Origin of the sequence: Streptomyces sp. NPDC004542 (assembly GCF_040610035.1) — a bacterium.
Classification (GTDB): domain Bacteria; phylum Actinomycetota; class Actinomycetes; order Streptomycetales; family Streptomycetaceae; genus Streptomyces.
Map to the genome: position 1 here is coordinate 1 of NZ_JBEXLP010000126.1, position 15,768 is coordinate 15,768.

Here is a 15,768-nt window from a genome sequence, read left to right on the forward strand (position 1 = left end):
GGTAAGCCATCGGACCCAGCAGACCTCCCTTCGAGTCTGTCCCGCCTTCGGCGGGGATGTGTCAAAGCGCCTCGTGGCGCACTGGTTGCCCTTGACGATCACGATGTAGTGGGCGCCGCGCCCGAGGAGGTAGTCGGCGTGCTCGCGCTGGGTGTGCATGGCGTCGCTGGTGACGACGGTTCCTGCCAGGTCGGCGACGGTGTCCAGCAGCGGCTGGAAGCAGGTGATCTCGTTCGTCTTCTCGCCGACGTCCAGCTGGGCCATTACCAGACCGGTGGCGTGCTCCAGTGCAGCGAGCAGGTGAATCTTGCGGCCCTTCGCTCTGGCCGCACCGCGCAGGCTCTTGCCGTCCACTGCGAGGCCGCGCAGTCCAGCGGTCCCGGTCGCCTTCGGTCTGCGGTCCGCGAGCCAACCGCCGACCGCTCGGTCCAGCGCGCCGCCGTCGAGGCGGGCCATCAGCCGGCGGACCGTTGTCTCGGCGGGCAGGACCCGCCTTGGCAGCAGCGGATCGGGGCGGGCGCCGACCTCTTCCAGCACACGCGCCGGAGCGTCGGCGATCCACTCACTGACCGCCAGCAGCGAGGTCGCCCCCGCCAGAACCGCACACGCGGTGAGCGCGAGGACAACGGCCAGGCGGTGGCGCACCCCGCGTGGATCACGCGGATCCGGTACCTCGGCCAACCGCTTCAGAAGGCCCGGGACCTCCCCGGATACGACCTCGGGGTGCTCGCGCAGCTGGTCAAGGGCAGGTGGGATCAGCGATGATGCGTCGGCAGGCACGGTCTTCCACTCGGGTCACGGGGCGTAGAGAGCTCCATGATCTTGGAAGCCGTGCCTGTCACGTTCCGGGCCCCGTCACTGACCTGACGGACCACCACCAACCGGGCGTCATGCGACTACGCCGAAGCCCTGCTCTGCGACCAGCCACACGCGACACCTCGCCAGATCCGAGTTCGCAGCAGGCGGGAATTATGCAATCGCGAAAAAGCCACGCCGTCGCACCCCAGAGGGCAGAACATTCTTCCGATCTGCACATATCACCTATTTGATCCGACGAGAGCGGCGACGGCAGTCAACCCGGGAACCGGAAGGGCGACGACCTGGAGTGAGCCGGAACATCGCCATCCGGATCACCGTCGCACGCAACATCAATCGGGGCGAAAAGCTGCATCACCCCTGTTGGGATTCAGTCAGCTGCATTGACTCCGCCACACCCCCGGCGATTACGGGGTAATTCACGCCGGGGGCGGGCGCCATCACCGTATACGACCGCTCATCCCAGTACTCCATTCCGCAACGGAGACAAGAGCATGATGGTCGACGAATAGGCGAGCAGTATCATTCTCGGATAGCCCACACCTCACAGTATGCTGCGCCATGCGCCTCTTTGCCGACCATCATGAATCTTAAGCCGTTGCGGCTGGGGTGAGCCCGATGAGTTAGCAAAGATGCCGGCGCTGTCAACACGACCCGAGCCGAACCGTGCCCTCTGGCCACGGATTTCCAGCCCGCCACAGGTTCTACGCCCGGCTTCAGACTGCCCAAACTCTTAGTCCCCCAGCCAACCTTCGAAGGGGAATCTCATGTCCGTTCGCTCCACCGAACACTTAACAGTCACCCAACGAACCGCACACGCTCTTCCGATCGCTCGTCGAGCTTCGGAACAGTCAGAGCTGCGCCAGTGCCGGCTTGCACTCACCGCCGACCACACGCCCGCCTTCCGCTCCTGCGTCCGATGAAGAGCGCCACAGTCATCGGGACCGGTGCCATCGGTACGTCCGTCGCACTCGCTCTGACACGGACCGGTGTGTCCGTGCACCTGAACGACGTGAACAGCACGGCGGCCAGGACCGCCGAGGCCATGGGGGCCGGCTCGCTCCACGCGCCGGACGGGCAGGTGGATCTTGCGATACTCGCCGTGCCCCCGACGCGAATCGCCACGGAACTCGCGCGTGCCCAGCACAGTGGGCTCGCCCGCGCCTACACCGATGTCGCCAGCGTGAAGGCCCGGCCGCACCATGAGTTGCTTGGTGTGAGCGCTGACCCCTCCACGTATGTCGGCGGTCACCCCCTAGCAGGCACGGAGCGCTCCGGCCCTCTGGCAGGCCGGGCCGACCTCTTCGAGAGGCGGCCATGGGTGCTCACTCCCTCGGCTCACACCGACCAGGGAGTCCTCAATCGCGCACTCGAACTGGTCGCGCTGTGCGCCGGCACGCCGGTCATCATGGAGCCGGCAGCCCATGACCACGCCGTCGCCCTCACATCGCATGCCCCCCATCTGATTTCGTCCCTGATGGCAGCCCGGCTTGAACACGCGACAGACGCCAGCGTCCGCGTGTCGGGACAGGGACTGCGGGACGTCACCCGCATCGCGGCAGGTGATCCGGTGCTCTGGCGAGAGATCCTCCATGCCAACGCCGACGCGGTGGCAGATGTCCTCAATGCATATGCAGACGACCTCAACCGAGTCATCACCGCCCTCCGCGACCTGGCCGACGCAGATCCTGCAGTACAAAAGCGCGCAACAACTGATCTGGAGGAGCTGCTCCTGCAGGGCAATCAGGGGCGTGCGCGCATCGAACACAAACCGGGCACCTCGCTGGCCGACCTTGCCGCGATCTCGGTGGCGATATCCGACGAGCCCAACTCACTGGCTCGGGTGTTCACGGCAGTCGGCGAGGTCGGCGTCAATATCGAAGACATCCGTATCGAGCACTCGCCAGGCCAGGGCCAGGGCCTCGTCGAACTACTCGTGCACCGGTCCTCGGCCGCGGAGCTGTGCCGACTGCTGAGCGCGAGTGGCTGGACAGTGTCGCACTGAACGGGCAGGCCTTGAGCCGCCTTCGCCGCCCTGATCCGAGAGCTTCTGTTGGCGGTCGCTTTCAACAAGCAGGGCCACCCATCATGGGTGGCCCTGCGTTGCTTCAGTCATGGCTAAAGGCAGATCTTGTTGTCGGAGTGACGAGGACGTTTTCCCCCGCACCCCGTCCTCAACAGGCGTGCCAGCAGGGTTCGCGCTGCTCGGCAAAGGCCAGGGGGCCTTCGATGGCGTCCTTGCTGTGCCGACGCCGTTGCTCCCACTCGAACGCCGTGGTGAAGGCCTCCTCCAGCGGCATGTCCACCGACCTCATCACGGCCTCCTTGATGGCCCGCAACGCCAAGGGGGCGCTGCGCAACAGAGCGTCGGTCCACTCGGTGACGCAGGCATCGAGCTGCTCGTAAGGCACTACCTGGTTGACCAGGCCAAATTGCAGCGCCATGTCCGCGGTCAAACGGCGGCCCGTCAGGAGATAACCCATGGCTGTCTTCAACGGAAGCTGTCTGGCCAGCCTGAACGCCCCGCCGGCCCCGGGCACCAACCCGAGCTGTGCCTCCGGGAGGGCAAAGACCGCTTGGTCGGACGCGACAACGAGATCACAGGCTAGAGCGAGTTCGAACCCGCCTCCCAGCGCGTAGCCGTGAACCCGGGCGACCACCGGCTTCGAAAGGTTGAACCGTTCGGTCAGCCGCGGCCATCCGGGCTGTCCGCGGCTACCGAAGGTCGACGGTGGCACCCCCTGGCGGTCCAGCAGAGCGCGCTCGCGCAGATCCTGGCCGACGGAGAAGGAGCGCTCTCCGGCCCCGGTCAGCACCGCAACCCGCACCTCGTCGTCCGCTTCGACGTCGTCCCAGATCGCGGCGAGTTCCTCGTGCATTCGCAGGTCCATCGCATTGAGCACGGCAGGCCGATTGAGCGTGATGCGAGCCACGTGGTTCTTCTTCTCGTAGCGGACACGCGGCTTGTCCTCCGTTCCGCTCACTCCGCCGTCGCCTCCTTTGCGGCGGAGAAGCGGCCGACCTTGTCGAGCACATCGGCGCTGTACATGCGGAGCACCTGTTGTAGGGCGAACTCGGCCATGTAGGTGCGGAATTGGTCCACCGGCTCCTCAACGAGGTTCAGCATCCTTCGGTTGGCGATCACCGCAGGCCCGCGGAGCCGGTCAATACCCCGCTCGATCGCGAGGTCCATGTCATCGTGTTCGTGGACCTCGTCGACCAGCAGACGGGCGTCCGGCTCGCCCGCCCAGATCCGGCGTCCCCCGAGGATCACCTGCCTGGAGACACGTCCGCCGGCGACCCGGCCCAACCGGAAGTTGGCGGCCCCGGGGATGATTCCTTCCTTGGCCGCCGGAAGGCTGAGGTAGGCATCCGACGCGGCGATGACATGATCGAACACCAGCAGGAGCTGCGCGCCGCCGCCGATGGCAAAGGTGTCCACCGCCGCGATCCAGGGCTTCTCCACCATCCCCGTCCGCCGGTCCGCGCCGTTCCCGACGGAGACGCCTCGCAGAATCTTGTGGATGTACCCGAGCTCCCGCCGCAGCAGGAAGTCCACCAGCGAGATGCTGCCGCCATACAGGGACTTTAGGTTGATTCCGGCGCTGAACACGCGCTTGCCACGGTAACGCGGGTGGGTCATCTCACCACCGCGCAGCACACACACCTCAACGTCGGGATCAAGAAGCGCGAGGTCCACCGCGGTCTCGATGTCTTCGATCTGCCGGTCGTCCTCCGCGTTCAGGCAGTCGTCGCGGCACATGGTCAAGTGTGCGGCACCGCGGCTGCGTTCCATCCGTACGGAGCCCAGGTCGGCCCTTCCCGTCCTGCTGAAGTCCGGAAGCAGAGCGAGCGCGCGGGGTGTGGGGCGCAACATCGCGTCGATCAGGTGCGGTCCTGCCGACGGCGAGCGCAGGACGTGACTGAGGAAGACACCTTGGTCGATCTCATGCCCCTCCTTGTTCGCCTGTGGCCGGGTGCGCTCGGTCTCGAGCCGATCGTTGGTGGGCACGAGCCCCGGAAACGCCGTTGCGGCCGTCTCGACCAGTTCGTCCAAGCGGAGGTGGCGAGTGCGCCCCTCGGTGAGTTCGTCGTAGACGGCATCGACGTGGGTGTCCAGAAACTCGGCACGCATCGTCCGGGTGGCCTCGATCGCTGCCACAGCAGTAGCCCGCTGGTCCAGCGTGCGGCGCTCCGGTTCAGGCAGGGCGGCCAGCAAGTCTTCAGTGTGCTGCGCCGCTTCGGCGAGCACGACGCGCGCCTGTGCCAGATCGGCGTGCACGTCCCTCCGATCGTCCCGCAGCCCGGCCCGTGCGTCGGTCACGCTCATGAGGTCGCCCCAACAGTCGCCCGCCGCAGTACGCGATCGCAGGCTGCCAAATGGACGCCGAGCGCCTCGTCGAAGCTGGTGCTGGGCGCATCACTGAGTAACTGCCGCCGGATGGCGAGCTCGGTCCCCGAGACATCTCCGGCCCGCTCGCCCGCCATGGCCAGGGCGGCCGCCGGCTCGTCCACGAGCTCATCGACGAGGTGCAGGGCCAGCGCTTCGGCCGCCTCGACAGGAGTTCCGAAGAGCACCGCCCGCCGAACGGCCGCGGCACTCGCGCCATGTCGCGCGAGCCGGTAGAGCGCCATTCCCGGCCAGGTGGCCCCATCCGCGACGGGGATCACCAAGCGCACCGAGCTGGTGGCGATGCGATAGTCGGTGGCGAGCAGCGCGTCCAGGGCAAGGCCTCCGCAGTCCGCGTCGGCGACCGCGATGGTGGCCGCCGGCAGTCGCTCGAGACGGCGCAGCACGCGTTCCCACTTGCTGACCAAGGACACGGTCAGATCACTCGACCGCGACCCCTGCGGAGCGCCTGTCACCTGGAGGACGACCTTGCTCCGCCCGGCGCGGTCCTCGGCGCTGTCGCAGACCGCGCCGACCGCGGCGACCCACTCGGGGGACAGGGCCTGGCGCCCGTCGATCGTCAGTACCAGGTCGTCGGTGCCCGGCCGGCCGGTGACGGCCTGAACCCCGCTCTTCCCGTTCTTCATGCGATTCTCCGTCACCATTGCACCAATGCGGTCTCGATGGTCGAGCCGGGCCCCATCGTCATCAGGACGCCGTAGTCGCCGGCCTCCACCACTCCCTCTTTGAGGAGCCGCTCATAGGAGAAGAGGAACGAGCCGCTCGAAAGATTGCCGAAGTCGCGCAGTACGCCGGTCGTATGCCGCACGTGATGGCGCGTAAGGCCGAGATTGACCCGTACCGCGTCGATGACCTTCTTGCCGCCGGAGTGCACGAGCCATTGGCGAATGTCACTGCGCCGGAGTCCCGCGCCGGTCAAGAGGCGGTCGATGACCTGCTCCGCATTGGCCCCGACCACGTACGGGACCTCGGGGTCGAGGTAGAAGCTGAACTTCCCCTGCTGGTCGTCCCAGTCGTAGCGCATCGCGTCGATCGCGTCGGGGATGAGCTGGCTGGCGAATCGCAGGACGCGCGGGCTGCCGGGGAACGACGCCACGCCGGATGGGGCGTACGCAGTGTCAGGGCCGTCGGAGATCAGAGCGATCGCGGCCGCGCCGTCTCCGAACAAGCTGTTCACGACGGCGGTACGCATGGTCGAGTCGATGACGTAGGCGGCCGAGCAGGCTTCCGCGCACAGAATGACGGCGACCTTGCCGGGGTTGGCCACTGCCCATGCGGCGGTGGCGTTGAGTGCGTTCAGACCTGCGTTGCAGCCCATGCCCACGATGTCCACGCGACTGGTGTCGGGGAGGATCCCCATGTGGCGGATGAGCCGGGCGCTCAGGCCCGGGGTGAGGAAACCAGTGGTGGTGACGCAGCACAGGTAGTCGATGTCCGACAGCTCGATTCCGGAGTTGTCCAGACACGCGTGCACGGCCTTCGCCCCCATCTCGAGGGCGAGTCGCCGGTGCTTGGCGAGCAGTTCTCCTTGGGTCTCCGGGAGGCAGGTACCTTCTGCGTCCCGCGGCGGCACCGTGAGGAAGCGGCGTTCGATCGCGCTGTTGAGGAAGACGGACCGGACTCTGGGATCCGTGATCTTGAAGATGTCGAGCAGCTCCCGCTGCGTGTAGGAATGCTCCGTGGTCGCCGTGCCGACACCCACGATCCGGGCGGCGCCCGCGGTGTCCTTCTCCTCGGATGCCGGGGTTTCCACCAGGTCGGCATCCAAAAGCCCTGTGCTGGTTGTCATCGGAATGTCCACCCCCACATACGTGTCTTGCTGCGGATGAGGCGTACTGCTGCCAACACGTCGATCACCCTTCCGGTGAGTCAGCCGTTAGAAGAGAGGAGCAGGTGGAGCTCAGGGGGCGGGCTGCGGTGCGGAGGTGTGCGCCTCGGCCCTGACAAATTGCGCCAGCCGCCCGATTCCGTCCGCGATCTCTGCATGCGTCGAGTAACTGACGGACAGCCGGATACCGAACTCTCCGCCGCCCTGGGGATAGAAGTAGGACATGGGGGTCCATATGACGCCGAACTCCTCAGCCGAACGCCCCAGCGCGATGTTGTCCGCACGGAATGGAACGGTGAGGGCGAGAAAGAAGCCTCCGCTCGGCGCGTTCCAGTGGATGCCGAGCGCCTCCCGCTCGTCCGGCGGGAACGCCTTCTCCAGCTGCTCGAGCGTGACCCTCATCGCTTCGCCGTAGTACGCGGCGGTCTTGGAGTTGAGCTCCGATGCACGTCCGTCGGCGGCGAGGAGCATGCCGGCCACGACGGCCTGGGCCACCGGAGAGGTGTTCACCGTCACCATGCTCTTGATCTTGGTGAGCTCGTCCGCGAGGAGCCCGGTGCCGCCCTTGTCGTCGACGACCTTCTGGTCCGCGACGACGAAACCGACGCGGGCGCCGGGGAAGAGCGTCTTGGAGAACGATCCCAGGTGTATGACCCGTCGGTCGTGGTCGAGGGACTTCAGAGTCGGCAGCTGTTGCCCCGGGCTGACCAAACGGTAGGGACTGTCTTCCAGCAACAGGATTCCCTCGCGAGAGGCCAATTCGAGAAGTTCCTTGCGAACACCGAGAGGGATGCTGGTGCCGGAGGGGTTCGCGTGGTCGGGGATCACATAGAAGGCACGGGGGCTACGTCCGCGCGCCCGCTCTGCGTGGATGGCCCTCTCAAGGTCGGCGCAACGGAACCCCTCGCGGCTTTCTGCCACGGCCGTCAGCTCGGCGTCCAGCAGCCGGGCGGCGCCCGTGATGCCCACGTAGCAGGGGCTGGAGACCAGTAGCACGTCCTCCGGCTCTGAAATGAGCGCTCGGACTGCGAGGAGCATCGCCTCCTGACAGCCGACGGTGACCACGACGGACTCCGGAGCGACGTCGATGTGCTCGTCCTTGCGCAGCCAGTCGGCGATCACCTCGCGGATCTGACCGCTGGTCGGGCCGTACTGAAAGAGGGCGGAGCGGACCTGGCCCGGCGAGGCCCCGCCGGCTTCCAGGTGTTCGAGGTAACGGCGGAGGTACGTGAATATCTGCTCGGTCTCGAAGAAGCCGTCGTACGGCCGGCCGGGCGCGAAGGACACCGCGTCGGGGTAGCGGTGGGTGATCTCGTTGAGGAAGTTCATCGTGTCGAGGACCGGGTCACGGAGGCTGCCGTGCAACTCCTTTTTGCGCAGCTCCGACTTGTCGGGAGACGGCTGCTTGATGGCCTCCACCGCGGATGGCGTCCCTGCCTCTGATCGCACCAGCCCTGGCCCGATGCCCTCGATCGAGCGGGTTCCGGTGAGGGTCATCGCCTCTGTCAGTTCATCGACGATGATGCCGAGGACGCTCTCGACGCCCTCCTCCTGGCTCACCGCCAGACCGTGCAGCACAGGGCGCCCCACGAACACCGCGTCGGCACCCAACGCCAGGGCTGCCAGCACGTCCGCACCGCGACGGATCCCGCCGTCGAGGAACACAGGGCACGTCCCCGGCACAGCGGCTACCACCTCAGGCAGTACTTCGAGAGTCGCGGGGGCGCCGTCCAGCTGACGACCGCCGTGGTTCGAGACCACGATGGCCCGGGCTCCCGCCGTACAAGCCGCCCGAGCGTCGGATGCGCTGAGAATGCCCTTGACCACTATCGGCAGTGAGCTGACGGAGCGCAGCCATTCGATCACCGACCAGTCGAGGCCCGCGTCGAACTCGGCCAGCGCGTGGTCGCCCGGCGAGGCGAAGCCGGTGCCGGCCAGGTTGGCCGGCGCGATGCCGTTCGGCAGCCTGAAGTCGTTGCGCAGGTCGCGCAACCGTCTGCCCAGGTACGGGGCGTCTGCAGTGAATACCAGAGCCTCGAAGCCCGCTCCTTCAGCGCGCTCGATGAGCTGCCGGGTCGTGGCACGGTCGCGAAAGCAGTACACCTGCAGCCAGAGCGGCGCCGACGCAGACGCAGCGATGTCCTCGAAGGTTCGCCCCGCGAAGGTGCTCACCACAAAGGGGACACCGGCGGACCCCGCGGCCCTGGCCGTCGCCACTTCACCGACCGAGTGGGCCAGGGTGTGGTATGCCATGGGCGCGATGGCCACAGGCGCCGACCAAGTCTGTCCGAAGATCTCGGTCCTGGTGTCAGGGCGGCCCACTCCGGCGAGTACGCGCGGACTCAGCCGTACGCGATCGAAAGCCTCCGAATTGGCCGCGAGCGTCCGTTCCTGTCCGGCGCCGCCCTCGATGAAATCCCAGACATGAGGGTCCATGCCTTCGCGCGCCTTACCGGCATAGTCGGCCAGGGTGAGCAGACCCGCCCTGGCCGCATCCGACTTCAGGCCCTTCACCGCGCGGTCAGCCGGTCACGCTCGACCGCTTCGTACAGAGCCCTGATGTTGGCGCTGCCGAATCCCCGGGAGCCTTGGCGCTGGATGAGCTCGAAGAAGAGCGTGTTGCGCTCGTAGGGCGAGCGGGTGAACAGCTGCAGGAGGTGACCCCACTCATCACTGTCGGCCAGCACCTGTGCGTCCCGCAGTTCCGCGATCTCCGGCGCCAGCCCGGTGAGCCGGTCCGCCAACATGTCGTAGTACGTGTCGGGAGTACTCAGGAACTCCACACCCTGGTCCCGGAATTCTCGAACCGCGGGGATGATGTCCTCCACCAGGAAGGCGAGGTGCTGTACGCCCGGTCCGGCGTTCCGCTTGAGGAAGGCGTCGAGCTGACCGGCCTCCTTGGCGGGATCCGGCGCGACCAGCGTGAAGGTGATGTGCTCGGAGGCACTGCGGACGACGATCGAGTCCATGGCTTGTCCCCCGACGGCGACGTACTCGGAGGAAAAGCGAGAGAACCCGAAGGCATCCCGATAGAGATCGGCGACTTTCTCGAGGCTGCCCCCTTCGAGGCAGACCGCTATGTGGTCCAGCAGTCGAATCGGACCAGCCGCGGGGCGGCGTTCCTGGGGCGTGATCTCCCATCGGCGCCCGGGGGGCAGTCCGACCGCCGAGCGCTCGGCTGCCTGAAGAAGGGAATGGGTGACATCCCCGAAACCCGACACAGTCGGGTTGCCATATCGGTGGCCGACCGGGTCGGCGCCGGCTGCCAGAGCCGCCTCACGTGTGGCCGTCACGTCGTCACAGGTCAGCGCGATATCGGCGATGCCCTCGCCGTGTTTCTCCAGGAACTTCCAGATTCCCCGGCCCGAGGTGACTACCAGTTGGACTTCTCCTTGCCGGAGCAGAGTGGAACTCCTGTCGACCTCCACGGAGTCCGCGATCTGCGTGAACCCCATGGCGGAGACGAAGTAGTCGACCGTGGCCACTTTGTCACGCGTGTATATCTCGACATGTGCTATATCGCGGGCAGTCATCGCGGTTCCTCCCCGAAGCCCGGGCCAAGAGGTGATCAGTACTGTTCAGGGATCCGTCCTCAGACGGGACACCCGCGCGCCGGGATTCGGCGCCCCGGTGTCCGGCCTGCGAACAGCGATCTCGCCGGATCTGCTACCAGCGCCATTCCTGCTGGCCGTAGAGGTGGCCGGCCTTGATCCCACGGTCCTTGCACCAGGTCAGGAATTCCTCGACCTGCTTGAGCTGGTAGGTGTCCTCGTTGTACGTGGTTGCCATGACGTGGCCGAGCCACGGCTCCTCGCCCATGGCGTAGATGTACGCCTCGTTGGCTCCCAGCTCGGTCATGATCGCTGCGGCCTGTTCAGCGTTCGAACCCGAGAGCTTTCGCGAGTTGCTCATCTTCTTGGTGACCGGGACGGTAAGGAGACCCTGGTACAGCCAGGTCAGCGGGGCACCGTCGCACTCCATCCCGAGGAAGGCCATGTCGGCGGTGCCCAGGTGCTGCTTCATGTAGCGGTAGAGCAGCGGATCGATGCCGGACGAGTCGGCCCCGATGAACACCTTCTTGCCGGCGAGCTCGGCCCAGTAGGTGGACTTGCCGCGGATGTCCAGGTCACAGTGCTCACCAAGGAACGGCGTTGCGGTGATCTTGCCGCCCGGGAACTCGACCTCGTCGAAGTCGTCCACCTCGATCACCGGGAAGCCCTGGTTCTTGAGCATCAGCGCCATCGACGGGTCGGCAAGGTTGCCCCGTGAGGAACGCGGCACGACGATCGCTCCGATCCTGCCACGCAGCTGGAGCAGTGTCTCCAGGACGATGTGGTCCTGGTGTGCGTGTGTGATGACGACCAGGTCGATGAAGTCCGGCAGGTCGTCGAGGGTGTAGCGATCGCCCGCGGAGCTGTCTGCGCTGATGAACGGGTCGCTCACGATGGCGGCCTGAGGGGTCTGCAGCACGAGACAGGCGTGCCCGAAGTAGCGGATGCGACCGCCGGCGTCGATGTGCCTGTCCTCTGCGAGGCCGGGCTCCTCGCTCAGCATCCCCGCCACGCGGCCCGCCTGGGTCTCGTCGAGCTCGAGCGCATCGCGTAGGTGGTTCAGGGTGGTGGGACGCACACGGGTCTTGAACAGCTCTTCCAGGCCCGGGTGCCGGAACGGGATCTCCAGCTCGAGTACGTCGGGCGAGGGGAGCCTCGGTGTGCTGAGGATGAACGGGCGCTCGATCCCCGTTTCGAACGACAGCTGCACGGACTGCCGCGACTCCTGATAGACATCGCTGGTGTAGATGACCGGTTCCATGAAGCGCATCTGCGCCTGGTTGTCCGTGTCGTAGGCCAGCTCCACCAGGCCGCCGAGCTCCGGCGGGAGCTTCGGGTAGAGCGGCGTCAGATCGTATCCGGTCGCATTCGCCCGCAGCAGTTCCTGACCGGCCGCGATCGCCTCGGCGAACCTCAGCATGTCCGCCCGATCCCGTTTGATCGAAGCGAGCAGGTCACGAACCTCGTCAGCGCGCTCCTCGGCGATATTGATGAAGTATCCGCCGCGCAGTTCCGGGTTGTTGCTCGCGGCAACATGTACCTGCGGAGACTGCAGATACGACTCGAGAAGCGGCACTTGAAGGAATGCCAGATTCATCGCCGCCTGCACCGGCGCAATCGTGTACGGCCACGCGAAGAATCTGTCCACCAGCGGCTCGACGATAACCTTCGAACGGAGAAAAAGCGATTTCTCAGCCATCTGGGGCCCTCTCCAGAAGAAAACACGAAAGGACGGAGAGACAGCAGGGGCTTGAAGTTCAGGACTTCAATGGGCTGTTCCCCTTCAGCAGAGTGCCTCGAAGGCCTCCCGCTGAACAACTCTCCACAGCCGCCTGGAGAGTTGAACGTGGCCGACACCTGTTCAACTGCGGTTGACACATCAGTTGAACGACGATGGGCATCGCGACGGAACGGTATTGATCAGTGCAGTCGTACGGTGACATCGTGAGGCGCTGCACTTGGTCGGCATGCACCGGGAGCATCACCCGCTCGGGGACTTGCCCACGACGAGGAGATCATCTTGCCCGGCATCAGAATAGAGAACGGCTTGGTTCATCATGCCTTTTGTTCATAGCAATGGCATCAGGCTCTCCTACGAGCGTTCGGGGAGAGGAGTACCCGTCCTCTTGATCATGGGTTCATCGGCCGGCGGCCGAGTCTGGACCATGCACCAGACACCCGCGCTCAACCGGGCGGGATATGAAACAGTCACCTTTGACAACAGAGGTATACCGCCTTCGGATGTCCCCGGGGGCGACTACTCCCTCACCGACATGGTCGCTGACACCACAGGCCTGATCGAGGAGCTGGAACTCGGTCCGTGCCACATCGTGGCCACGTCGTTGGGTTCCATGATCGCGCAGGATCTGGCGCTCGGCCGGCCGGACCTGGTCCGCTCCATGGTTCTGATCGCCACGAGGGCCAGGTCGGACACCATGCGGCGGGCGCAGGCGGCAGCCGACCGGGCGTTGGCGGAGAGCGGCGTACGGCTGCCGGCCAGATATGCGGCCGCCAAGAGGGTGATTGAGATGCTCTCACCGGCCACGCTGAACGACGATAGAGCCGTCTCTTCATGGCTGGACATTTTCGAACTCTCCGGGGACGACGACACCGCCAACGGCCAGTCCTCTGCCGTTGACAATCTCGGAGACCGGCGCGCAGAGCTGAGCAATATCTCCTCGCCCTGCCGAGCCATTTCGTTCACCGACGATCTTGTGTGCCCTCCACACCTGGTCGCCGAAGTTGCCCATGCCATCCCGAACTGCGATCTCGTGGAGATCCCCGACTGTGGTCACCTCGGATATCTAGAGCGTCCGGAATCGGTCAACTCAACCATCATCGAGTTCCTCGACAAGAACTGACGGACCAGCATTCTTGGCGCCTGAGTGAGCTCAGCCGGCCGTAATTCACCGCGCAACGCAAGGACCAAGAGAGCGAGGCATGCTTCCGTGACCATGCTAGGAGGGCCGTCGATGGGCCCTGCGGGAATACGGCGAGGCGAGGATTCGATCAAGGGTGCCCGGATCAAGGGCCGCACGGTGCGACGGATCCTGCCGTACGCCCGACGTGTCCGCTGGCAGGTCGCTTTGCTGCTGGCGGCCACAGTCGTCTCTGCAAGTGTCACTGCCGCCAGCCCGCTGATCCTCAAAATGATCATTGACGACGGCATCCTGCTGGGAGACCGCGGAATCGTCGTCGCGCTCTGCTTGGGTCTGACGGGATTGGCTCTCGTGGACGCCTTGGCCGTCTATCTGCAGAGTTGGTGCTCGGGGCAAGTGGGCGAGGGACTCGTCTACGAACTGCGCACCAAGGTGTTCGAGCACGTGCAACAGCAGCCATTGGCGTTCTTCACTCGCACACAGACCGGCGCACTGGTCAGTCGGCTCAACACCGACGTCATGGGGGCCCGGCAGGCCGTCACGACGCTGCTGTCCCAGTCGGTCTCCACGGTCCTGACACTGATCCTCGTGCTCGGCGCGATGTTCTTCCTGTCTTGGCAGATCACCATCGCAGCACTCGTGATGATTCCGTTCTTCCTGATTCCCGCGCGACTGATCGGGCGGAAGATGAAGAAGATCGCCCGGCAGACCATGGAACTGAACGCCGAGATGGGCTCGATGATGAACGAGCGATTCAACGTCTCGGGAGCCCTGCTGGTCAAACTCTACGGCCGCACGCAGGAGGAGTCGGAACAGTTCGCCGCCAAGGCAGGACGACTCCGCGACGTCGAGGCCAAGGGAGTCGTGTGGGGACGCCTGCTGTTCATCATCGTCTCTGTCCTGACCACCGTCACCACGGCCCTCGTCTATGGCTTGGGAGGCATGCTCACCATCGACGGCACGCTCCAAATGGGCACGCTCGTGGCCATGGTGACGTTGCTGATGCGGCTGTACGGACCCATCAACCAGCTGTCGAGCATGCACACCACCGCGCTGATAGCTGTGGTCAGCTTCGAGCGTGTCTTTGAGGTGCTCGACCTCGAGCCTCTCATCGTGGAACGACCCAATGCCGGCTCTCTGAGAATCACCGGCACCGACACCGGGCAGCGAAGCGAGCCGAGGGAGGCCGGCGCCAACGCGCCCGACATCAAGTTCGACGGAGTCCGCTTCCGGTATCCGAACGCCGCGGACGTGTCCCTCGCCTCGCTGGAGTCGACGTCGAAGCGCACCCCGGAGCGAGACAACGCCGCATGGATTCTCCAGGATCTCAGCTTCCATGCCCCTGCCGGAAAACTCACGGCCCTTGTCGGCCCCTCCGGCGCCGGTAAGACCACCATCACACACCTGGTGCCGCGTCTGTACGACCCTGACTCGGGAACCGTGCGCATCGGCGATCATGACGTTCGCGATCTGACGCTGCAGTCTCTGCGGGACACCATCGGTGTGGTCACTCAGGACGCGCATCTGTTCCATGACACGCTGCGCGCCAATCTGTCGTACGCCCGCCCGGAAGCCGTCGAGGAAGAGCTGATCGACGCCTGCAAGGCGGCTCTCATCTGGGACACCATCAATGCCCTTCCCGATGGACTCGACACAGTGGTCGGTGACCGTGGCTACCGTCTCTCCGGCGGCGAGAAGCAACGGATCGCGCTGGCCCGGCTGCTGCTCAAGGCTCCGCCGGTCGTCGTCCTCGATGAGGCCACAGCTCATTTGGACTCAGAGTCGGAAGCCGCGATCCAGCGGGCGCTCAAGGCGGCGCTCGCCGGACGCACCTCACTGGTGATCGCGCACCGGCTGTCCACCATCCGTGAAGCGGACCGAATCCTGGTTGTCGAAGCCGGCCGGATCCGCGAAAGCGGAACCCACGACGAACTCCTGGCCGCCGGCGGGCTCTACTCCGATCTCTACCAAACCCAGTTCGCCCACCAGGCCCCGGACTCGGCAAGCAGCAGTTCCGGTTCAGCACCCCAATTGATCGCTGTGGACACTCCGTCGTCTGACCGGGCGTAACTTCGGGTCGGCAAAGACCCGCCGTCGGTCCGGGCTTACCGCTCCTTGCCGGAGCTGACGACAGGTGGTCGAAGCGCCGGCTCGTGGGGGGCTTGCCCCCGGATCTTGGATGAATGTCCAAGATCCGGCGCCAAGCCGGGCGTCCAGGTCTGCAAGGAACTGGTGGCCGCGGATCCGGCGCTGCGCGTGCTGGTGCTGTCGGCGAGCGGTGAG

11 protein-coding genes and 1 pseudogene are annotated in these 15,768 nt (G+C 65.7%); 4 read left to right on the forward strand and 8 right to left on the reverse strand.

Translation table 11 applies throughout. The features are described from left to right. The coding region (locus ABZX30_RS35360; RefSeq protein WP_355941686.1) for an ISAs1 family transposase at positions 1 to 780 on the reverse strand (780 nt) is incomplete at its 3' end. A gap of 955 nt (positions 781 to 1,735) precedes the next feature. Between ABZX30_RS35360 and ABZX30_RS35365 the strand changes: the two genes are divergently transcribed. Beyond that, on the forward strand, positions 1,736 to 2,821 hold the full coding sequence (locus ABZX30_RS35365) for a prephenate dehydrogenase (protein WP_355941689.1): 1,086 nt from the start codon (positions 1,736 to 1,738) through the stop codon (positions 2,819 to 2,821). 169 nt (positions 2,822 to 2,990) lie between these two features. Here ABZX30_RS35365 and dpgD read toward each other — a convergent pair whose 3' ends face one another. The 7 genes from dpgD to ABZX30_RS35400 form a co-directional block, all read right to left on the reverse strand. Continuing rightward, positions 2,991 to 3,800 (reverse strand): enoyl-CoA-hydratase DpgD, encoded by an 810-nt coding sequence (dpgD, locus tag ABZX30_RS35370; RefSeq protein ID WP_355941692.1) that lies wholly within the window; start codon positions 3,798 to 3,800, stop codon positions 2,991 to 2,993. Further along, positions 3,797 to 5,146 (reverse strand): (3,5-dihydroxyphenyl)acetyl-CoA 1,2-dioxygenase DpgC, encoded by a 1,350-nt coding sequence (gene dpgC / locus ABZX30_RS35375; RefSeq protein WP_355941695.1) that lies wholly within the window; start codon positions 5,144 to 5,146, stop codon positions 3,797 to 3,799. The genes dpgD and dpgC overlap by 4 nt, the downstream gene beginning before the upstream one ends. After that, complete coding sequence (dpgB, locus tag ABZX30_RS35380; protein ID WP_355941698.1) at positions 5,143 to 5,853, reverse strand: enoyl-CoA-hydratase DpgB; 711 nt, start codon at positions 5,851 to 5,853, stop codon at positions 5,143 to 5,145. The genes dpgC and dpgB overlap by 4 nt, the downstream gene beginning before the upstream one ends. Positions 5,854 to 5,864: 11 nt before the next feature. Next, a complete protein-coding gene (gene dpgA, locus ABZX30_RS35385; RefSeq protein ID WP_355941701.1) occupies positions 5,865 to 7,016 on the reverse strand; it encodes a 3,5-dihydroxyphenylacetyl-CoA synthase DpgA in 1,152 nt (383 codons plus the stop codon). A 111-nt stretch (positions 7,017 to 7,127) separates the two neighbouring features. Then, on the reverse strand, positions 7,128 to 9,569 hold the full coding sequence (locus tag ABZX30_RS35390) for an aminotransferase class I/II-fold pyridoxal phosphate-dependent enzyme (protein WP_355941704.1): 2,442 nt from the start codon (positions 9,567 to 9,569) through the stop codon (positions 7,128 to 7,130). Continuing rightward, on the reverse strand, positions 9,566 to 10,588 hold the full coding sequence (gene hppD / locus ABZX30_RS35395; protein ID WP_355941707.1) for a 4-hydroxyphenylpyruvate dioxygenase: 1,023 nt from the start codon (positions 10,586 to 10,588) through the stop codon (positions 9,566 to 9,568). Before hppD ends, ABZX30_RS35390 begins: the two co-directional genes overlap by 4 nt. 133 nt (positions 10,589 to 10,721) lie before the next feature. Further along, positions 10,722 to 12,305, reverse strand: a complete 1,584-nt coding sequence (locus ABZX30_RS35400; RefSeq protein ID WP_355941710.1) for an MBL fold metallo-hydrolase — start codon at positions 12,303 to 12,305, stop codon at positions 10,722 to 10,724. A 358-nt stretch (positions 12,306 to 12,663) separates the two neighbouring features. Between ABZX30_RS35400 and ABZX30_RS35405 the strand changes: the two genes are divergently transcribed. The 3 genes and pseudogenes from ABZX30_RS35405 to ABZX30_RS35415 form a co-directional block, all read left to right on the forward strand. Beyond that, a complete protein-coding gene (locus tag ABZX30_RS35405; protein WP_355941712.1) occupies positions 12,664 to 13,467 on the forward strand; it encodes an alpha/beta hydrolase in 804 nt (267 codons plus the stop codon). A gap of 111 nt (positions 13,468 to 13,578) precedes the next feature. Then, entirely contained in the window at positions 13,579 to 15,555 is a 1,977-nt protein-coding gene (locus ABZX30_RS35410; RefSeq protein ID WP_355941715.1) for an ABC transporter ATP-binding protein, read from the forward strand. Between the two features lie 129 nt (positions 15,556 to 15,684). Then, positions 15,685 to 15,768, forward strand: a pseudogene (locus tag ABZX30_RS35415) (DNA-binding response regulator); the annotation flags it as partial.

Excerpts from the sequence above, each read along its gene's own strand:
- dpgA (WP_355941701.1), bottom strand. The coding sequence starts at position 7,016 with ATGACAACCAGCACAGGGCTTTTGGATGCCGACCTGGTGGAAACCCCG.
- ABZX30_RS35365 (WP_355941689.1), top strand. The coding sequence starts at position 1,736 with ATGAAGAGCGCCACAGTCATCGGGACCGGTGCCATCGGTACGTCCGTC.
- dpgB (WP_355941698.1), bottom strand. The coding sequence starts at position 5,853 with ATGAAGAACGGGAAGAGCGGGGTTCAGGCCGTCACCGGCCGGCCGGGC.
- hppD (WP_355941707.1), bottom strand. The coding sequence starts at position 10,588 with ATGACTGCCCGCGATATAGCACATGTCGAGATATACACGCGTGACAAA.
- ABZX30_RS35400 (WP_355941710.1), bottom strand. The coding sequence starts at position 12,305 with ATGGCTGAGAAATCGCTTTTTCTCCGTTCGAAGGTTATCGTCGAGCCG.
- ABZX30_RS35405 (WP_355941712.1), top strand. The coding sequence starts at position 12,664 with ATGCCTTTTGTTCATAGCAATGGCATCAGGCTCTCCTACGAGCGTTCG.
- ABZX30_RS35410 (WP_355941715.1), top strand. The coding sequence starts at position 13,579 with ATGGGCCCTGCGGGAATACGGCGAGGCGAGGATTCGATCAAGGGTGCC.
- dpgC (WP_355941695.1), bottom strand. The coding sequence starts at position 5,146 with ATGAGCGTGACCGACGCACGGGCCGGGCTGCGGGACGATCGGAGGGAC.